At 69.6% G+C, this 6,671-nt stretch carries 6 protein-coding genes, 1 pseudogene and 1 riboswitch; of the genes and pseudogenes, 6 read left to right on the top strand and 1 reads right to left on the bottom strand.

Translation table 11 applies throughout. From position 1 onward, the window contains the following. Window positions 1-394 (bottom strand): annotated as a pseudogene (locus ACZY0Y_RS16875) (hypothetical protein); the annotation flags it as partial. Between the two features lie 164 nt (window positions 395-558). Between ACZY0Y_RS16875 and def the strand changes: the two are divergent. The 6 genes from def to ACZY0Y_RS16845 all read left to right on the top strand — a co-directional run bounded on the left by def (window position 559) and on the right by ACZY0Y_RS16845 (window position 6,654). Further along, a complete protein-coding gene (gene def / locus ACZY0Y_RS16870) occupies window positions 559-1,155 on the top strand; it encodes a peptide deformylase (RefSeq protein WP_463885305.1) in 597 nt (198 codons plus the stop codon). Beyond that, window positions 1,152-2,072, top strand: coding sequence for a methionyl-tRNA formyltransferase (gene fmt, locus ACZY0Y_RS16865; RefSeq protein WP_463959292.1), 921 nt, complete (start codon window positions 1,152-1,154; stop codon window positions 2,070-2,072). Before def ends, fmt begins: the two co-directional genes overlap by 4 nt. After that, complete coding sequence (locus tag ACZY0Y_RS16860; RefSeq protein WP_463959291.1) at window positions 2,069-3,655, top strand: RsmB/NOP family class I SAM-dependent RNA methyltransferase; 1,587 nt, start codon at window positions 2,069-2,071, stop codon at window positions 3,653-3,655. The genes fmt and ACZY0Y_RS16860 overlap by 4 nt, the downstream gene beginning before the upstream one ends. A gap of 73 nt (window positions 3,656-3,728) precedes the next feature. Continuing rightward, the gene (rpe, locus tag ACZY0Y_RS16855) at window positions 3,729-4,385 is read left to right on the top strand and encodes a ribulose-phosphate 3-epimerase (protein WP_463959289.1); all 657 of its coding nucleotides are present in this window, start codon (window positions 3,729-3,731) and stop codon (window positions 4,383-4,385) included. A 115-nt stretch (window positions 4,386-4,500) separates the two neighbouring features. Then, window positions 4,501-4,651: riboswitch (FMN riboswitch) on the top strand. 156 nt (window positions 4,652-4,807) lie between these two features. Next, window positions 4,808-5,998, top strand: a complete 1,191-nt coding sequence (gene ribD, locus ACZY0Y_RS16850) for a bifunctional diaminohydroxyphosphoribosylaminopyrimidine deaminase/5-amino-6-(5-phosphoribosylamino)uracil reductase RibD (protein ID WP_463959287.1) — start codon at window positions 4,808-4,810, stop codon at window positions 5,996-5,998. Continuing rightward, entirely contained in the window at window positions 5,998-6,654 is a 657-nt protein-coding gene (locus tag ACZY0Y_RS16845) for a riboflavin synthase (RefSeq protein ID WP_463885294.1), read from the top strand. Before ribD ends, ACZY0Y_RS16845 begins: the two co-directional genes overlap by 1 nt. Window positions 6,655-6,671: the final 17 nt, after the last annotated feature.

Below are 6,671 nucleotides of genomic sequence, written 5' to 3'. Positions count from 1 at the left end.
GCAGGAACTCCGTAGTGTTCCGGTACCCGTCATCAACAGCACCAGCATCAGCAGGCTCATCCGCGGCGGCCGGGTCGTCAGTGCCGCCGGGGTTCTCCCGCCAGCCCGTGGTCCACGAGGTGCCCGCCTTCGGGCCGGCGGCCGCGGCCTGCTTCCGGGTCCGGTCCACGGCGCCGGCCGCGACGAGCTGCAGATACTCCGCGATCCGCGAGAACTCCTCCACCGTGCCGGCGAACTCCGACGCCGCCTGGAAGCCCCGCAACGCCGCATCCCCGGCCGCCGTCAAAGCCACCTCCCGGAGCGTGGCCAGGGCATCATCCAGACCGGACCGCCGGGCCGGAGCAACGCTCCGGTCTGTGTCCTGAAAAGCAATGAAATCCCTGACGGTTTCCATAAACCCAGACTAGCGACGGGCTACGACATTATACGCACGGCCGGACTCCCCCCCGCCCCGGCACCGGCCCCGGCACGGGAATCCGGGCCCGTCCGGGAGCAGGACCGGTGTGCAACTAAACTGGACTGGATCCCGTCGCCGCCCACTGTAAGGACCGATTGCACATGGCCATTTTGAATATCCGCATCATCGGGGATCCTGTGCTGCGCACAGTTGCCGATCCCGTGACGGAATTCGGGCCTGAGCTGGCGAAGCTCGTTGCCGACATGACCGAAACCATGGAGGACGTGGACGGGGCAGGCCTGGCCGCACCCCAGGTCGGCGTCAGCCAGCGCGTCTTCACGTACAGGATCGGCGGCATCGAGGGACACATCATCAACCCTGTGCTGGACAACAGCGAGGACTTCCAGCCCGACGAAGTCGAGGGTTGCCTCTCCATCCCCGGCCTCGGCTTCCCGGTCCGCCGTCACCGGCGCACCCGCGTCACCGGCGTCGACCTGCACGGCAACCCCGTAGAGGTAGAGGGCGAGGGCATGCTGGCGCGGGCCTTCCAGCACGAGACCGACCACCTCGACGGCATCCTTTTCACCGACCGGCTGGAAGGCGACGACCGGAAGACAGCGCTGCGCGCCATCCGGAACGCCAGTTACGGCTCCATTACCGAGCAGACGACGGCGAAGCGCGCCCGGACGGTCGGCACCAGTTTCGGTTCCGGCAGCGCAGGTTCGGGAAGCTTCGGCTCCTTCGGTAACTCCCAGTGAGGGTTCTCTTCGCAGGAACGCCGGCTGTAGCAGTGCCATCGCTCGACGCGCTCGTGGCGGCAGGATTCGACGTCGTCGCCGTCCTTACCCGACCGGACGCGCCGCTCGGACGCAAACGAGTGCTGACGCCGTCGCCCGTTGCTGCCCGCGCCGCCGAACTGGGCATCAAGGTCATCCACGCCTCCAAGGTGGACGCCTCGGTGACAGAGCAGATCGCGGCCGCCGCCCCCGACATCGCCGCAATCGTGGCCTACGGCGGGCTCATTCCCCGGCCGGCCCTGGACGTTCCCCGCCATGGCTGGATCAACCTGCACTTCTCGCTGCTGCCGGCCTGGCGCGGCGCGGCGCCCGTACAGCGGTCCCTGATCGCCGGCGACGACGTCACCGGGGCTGTCACCTTCCTGCTCGAGGAGGGGCTGGACACCGGACCTGTGTTCGGCACCCTGACCGAGGCCGTCCGGCCCGATGACACCGCCGGTGCCCTGCTCGAGCGGCTGTCGCACAGCGGCGCCGTCCTCCTGACCCAGACTCTGTCCGCGGTCGACGCCGGCCGGGCCGCCGCCGTACCGCAGCAGGGCGATGTCAGCATTGCCCCCAAACTCACCCTCGAGGACGGCCGCCTCGACTGGCAGCAGCCCGCCCTGGCAATCGGGCGGCGGGCCCGCGGGGTCACCCCCGAGCCCGGCGCCTGGACCACCCTCGACGGCCAGCGGATCAAGCTGGAACCGGTGATCCTGCGGCCCGGGGGACCGGCGCTGCCCCCGGGTCACGTGGCACTGGAGGGCAAGAGCGTGCTGGCGGGAACCGGCTCACACCCGGTCGAACTCACCCGGATCCAGCCTTCGGGCAAAAAAATGATGACCGCCGCCGACTGGGCGCGCGGACAGGCAACACTTGAAAGCGTGGTATTCGAATGAGTGAGTCCGGGACGAGCGGCCGGGGCAACAGCCCCCAGCGCGGCGGATCAGGCGGCCAGCGCGGCGCCGGACAGGGCGGCAGCCAGAGTGGCCGCGGCCGGGACGGAAGCAACCGGAACGCGCAGGGCCGGGAGCGCAACCGCGGGCCGCAGCGCGGTTTCACCGAGAACGCGCCTTCCCAGCGCACCCGTCGGGCCGATCCTGCCCGTCTCGTTGCTTTCGAAGTCCTGCGCGCCGTCGCGGCCGAGGACGCGTATGCCAACCTCGTCCTGCCCGCCCGGATCCGGCACCACGGCCTGGACAAGCGCGACGCCGGCTTCGCCACGGAGCTCAGCTACGGGGCACTTCGCGGCCAGGGCACCTACGACGCGATCCTGGCCCGGTGCGTGGACCGGCCCCTGGACCAGCTCGACCCGGCCATCCTCGACGCGCTGAGAATCGGCGCCCACCAGTTACTGGCCATGCGCGTCCCCGCCCACGCCGCCCTGGACCAGACCGTCGGCCTGGCCCGCGCCGTGATTGGCGCCGGGCCGTCCACGCTCATCAACGCCGTGCTGCGCAAGGTGTCCGCCCGCACCCTCGAGGAGTGGCTGGAACTCCTACTCAGCGACGAGACCGACGAAACCAAAAAAGCCGCCATCCGCTATGCCCACCCTGAGTGGATTGTCCGCGCCCTCCGGCAGTCCCTCGTGGCCCACGGGCGTCCGGTCAGCGAAATCAGCGACCTCCTCGAAGCGGACAACGCCGCACCCGTGGTCAACCTCGTGGCCCTGCCCGGGCTCGGCAGCCTGGACGAGGCCCTGGAAGGCGGTGCCACGCCCGGCGAACTCGTCGAAGGCTCGGCACTCTCCAGCGGCGGTGACCTCGGCCGGCTCGCTTCCGTCCGCGAAGGCACCACCCGCGTCCAGGACGTCGGCTCCCAGCTCGTCGCCCGCGCCCTGGCCGCCGTCGACCTTGGCGGCGTCAGCGGCAAGGAACAGGCAGCCGAACGCTGGCTGGATATGTGCGCCGGCCCCGGCGGCAAGGCGGCCCTGCTCGGAGCCCTCGCCCGGGAACACGGCGCCACCCTGCTGGCCAACGAACCCGCACCGCACCGCGCCAAACTGGTCCGGCAGGCCCTCTCCGCGGTGCCGCACGAGGTCTGGCATGTGCGGACCGGCGACGGCCGCGAAGTGGGCACCGAGATGCCGGAGAGTTTCGACCGGGTTCTCGTCGATGCGCCGTGCACCGGGCTCGGCGCCCTGCGCCGCCGTCCGGAGTCACGCTGGCGCCGCACCCCCAAGGACCTGACCGACCTCGGCCCGCTGCAGCGCGAGTTGCTCAAGTCCGCGCTGGCAGCCGTCAAGCCCGGCGGCGTGGTGGCCTACGTGACCTGCTCGCCGCACCCGGCGGAGACAACCGCCGTCGTGAGCGATGTGCTGCGCAAGCGCGACGACCTTGAACTGCTCGACGCCGGTGCGGTGCTGGACAGTGTCAGCCTCACCGGCCACCTCGACGCGGGACACGAGCTCACCGCCCAGCTCTGGCCGCATGTTCACCGCACAGACGCCATGTTCCTGGCACTCATCCACAAAAAGGCCTGACCAGCAGGGAATACTGGGTCACTGGACGCCAGCCTTCAACAGGACATCTCAGCAGAACGACAAGGAATTCCACATGGCCAAGTGCTGTATCAACCCGAGCATTCTCTCCGCCGACTTCGCCAACCTCCAAGCCGAACTGCAAAGAATCAGCACCGCCGATGCGGTCCACGTCGACGTCATGGACAACCACTTCGTCCCCAACCTCTCGCTGGGGCTGCCGGTCGTCGCACGGCTGCAGGAGATCAGCCCGGTGCCGTTGGACGCCCACCTGATGATCGAGCACGCGGACCGGTGGGCACCGGCCTACGCCGAGGCCGGAGTGGCCTCCGTGACGTTCCACGCCGAGGCATCGATCGCGCCGATCAAGCTCGCGCGCGAGCTTCGCGCCCTCGGGGCCAAAGCGGGGCTGGCGCTGCGGCCGGGCAGCGGCGTGGAACCCTTCCTGGACATGCTCGGCGAGATCGACATGTTGCTGATCATGACGGTGGAGCCGGGCTTCGGCGGCCAGGAATTCCTCGACCTCACGCTTCCCAAGATCCGCCGGGCCCGCGCCGCAATCGACGCCTCCGGGCTGGACGTGGCACTGCAGGTCGACGGCGGCATCACCGAGGACACCATCTGGCGTGCCGCCGACGCCGGGGCCAACGTCTTCGTGGCCGGGTCCGCCGTCTACGGTGCGGAGGATCCGGCCGAGGCCATCAAACGGCTCCGCGCCGCGGGCCAGCGCTAGTCGCGCTGGAGGGCCGGGCGGCCGGCACGGCAGGGCGAGAATGACGCACTCCGTAACATCCAGCCCCCGGGAATAGCCAAAGCTACCCGGCGGTTGTGCCAGAATAGCAAGACACATACGTGCTCCGGGGTCGGTGTAAGTCCGAACCGGCGGTTATAGTCCGCGACCCGCGCGCCGGCGCTTCCTTCGGGAAGAATGCCGGCAGACGGTTGAACCGGTGGAACTCCGGTACCGACAGTTAAAGTCTGGATGAGAGAAGCACGTACAGCTGTTACTGCGGCGCCCTTACGGCGCCGCGGAAGTTCGCTGTCGTATACCCCCGGAGCCATCGCGGCTTTTGAGGGAAGGAACGACACTCACATGCACTCTCTGCGATGGCTCTTCACCACCACTACGGTTTTCGAAAGCCCGGTGGCCGGTTGATGAGCCTTGAACACTCCACCCACGAGGCGGCAGATGACGCCGCGGCCCTGACGGCGGCCGGTTTCAGCACAGCGGAGGTCGCCGCCATGGACGCCGCCCTCGCAGCAGCCCTGCAGGGGCCGCGCGGCGCGAACCCGCTGGTTGGCGCCGTCGTCATCGCCGCTGACGGCACCCCGATCGTCACGGGCTTCCACCGCGGGGCCGGCACCGCCCACGCGGAAGCCGACGCCATTGACCAGGCCAGGGCCGCCGGCCGGGACCTCAACGGCACCACCATGGTGGTCACGCTGGAACCGTGCAACCACTGTGGACGCACGGGTCCCTGCGCGCAGGCGATCATTGAGGCCGGCATTGCGGACGTCGTCTACGCGGTTGACGATCCCCATGATCCGGCGGCCGGCGGCGCTGCCACCCTGCGCGCCGCAGGGGTCCGCGTCCGTTCCGGACTCGGCGCCGAGGCCGCGCTGGACCTGAACCGGCGCTGGTTCGACGCCGTTGCGGACTCGCGGCCTTTCGTCACCCTGCATATCGCCCAGACCCTCGACAGCCGGATCGCCGCCAGCGACGGCACCAGCCAATGGATCTCCAGCCCTGAATCGCTCGCCGACAACCACGCCCTGCGCGGCCGGATCGACGCGATCCTGGTCGGCACCCAGACCGTCCTGGTCGACAATCCGCGCCTCACGGCCCGCGGTGCCGACGGCGAACCGGCCGCCCGCCAGCCGTTGCGCGTCGTGATGGGCTACCGGGGGATCCCCGAAGGCGCCGCCATCAACGGCGACGACGGCAAAGTCCTCCACCTGCCCACGCGTGATCCGCGGGAAGCGCTGGAGGAGCTGTTCTCTGCCGGAGTCCGCCACCTCATGGTCGAAGGCGGCTCCCGGATCCTGAGCGCGTTCCTCGCCGCCGGGCTCGTGGACGAACTCATCGTCTACCTCGCCCCGACCCTGCTTGGGTCCGGAACCCCGGCACTGGAGGACCTCGGCATCACCACCCTGGCCGATGCCCAGCAGTGGGAATGGGATGCCGCGTCCGGCGGGGCGGTCCAGCTGCTCGGCCGGGACCTGCGGCTGCATCTGCGGCCCACCCTGATAAACGCCGCCCTGACACGCCCACCGGCCGCCAACCACACTTCAGCCGATTCAACCCCGCTCCGCACAGCCGCGGACACCGCCGCAGGAGGCAATTGATGTTTACCGGAATTATCGCCGAGCAGGGAAAGGTGTTGTCCGTTGAACGCAACGGCGACATCAGCGCCACCGTCCGGCTCCACGCGCCCGGCAGCACCCAGGGACTGGCCCTCGGCGGCTCCATCGCCGTCAACGGCGTCTGCCTCACGGCCACGGAGATCGACGGCAGGGACTTCAGCGTTGACGTGATGGGCGAGACCCTCACCCGCAGCACCATCGGCGAACTCGCCGCCGGGGACCCCGTCAACCTGGAGCGCTGCGTTCCGGCCGGCGGCCGGCTCGACGGGCACGTCGTCCAAGGCCACGTCGACGGCGTCGGGCAGCTGCTCGAGCGTGAGGCGCTGGGCAACTGGGACCGGCTCCGCTTCGGCGTTCCCGCCGGGCTGGCACGCTACATCGCGGAGAAGGGGTCCATCGCCGTCGACGGCGTATCGCTGACCGTGACCGCCGTGAGCCCGGCCCCAGAACCGGCACCATGGTTCGAAGTGGGGCTGATCCCCACCACGCTGGCCGACACCGGACTGGGCGCGAAAGCCCTTGGCAGCCACGTGAACCTCGAAGTGGACGTCCTCGCGAAGTACACTGAGCGCCTGCTCGCATTTTCAGGTGCGGCAGCCGGGGGAGCAGCAGTGGGCGCGGAGGGGGCAACAGCGTGAACAACGTCAAGGACATC

The sequence above is a fragment of the Pseudarthrobacter kochi genome (assembly GCF_055412805.1).
The sequence above is the reverse complement of the archived record's forward strand: the minus strand, read 5'-3'. Positions and strand labels throughout refer to the sequence as shown.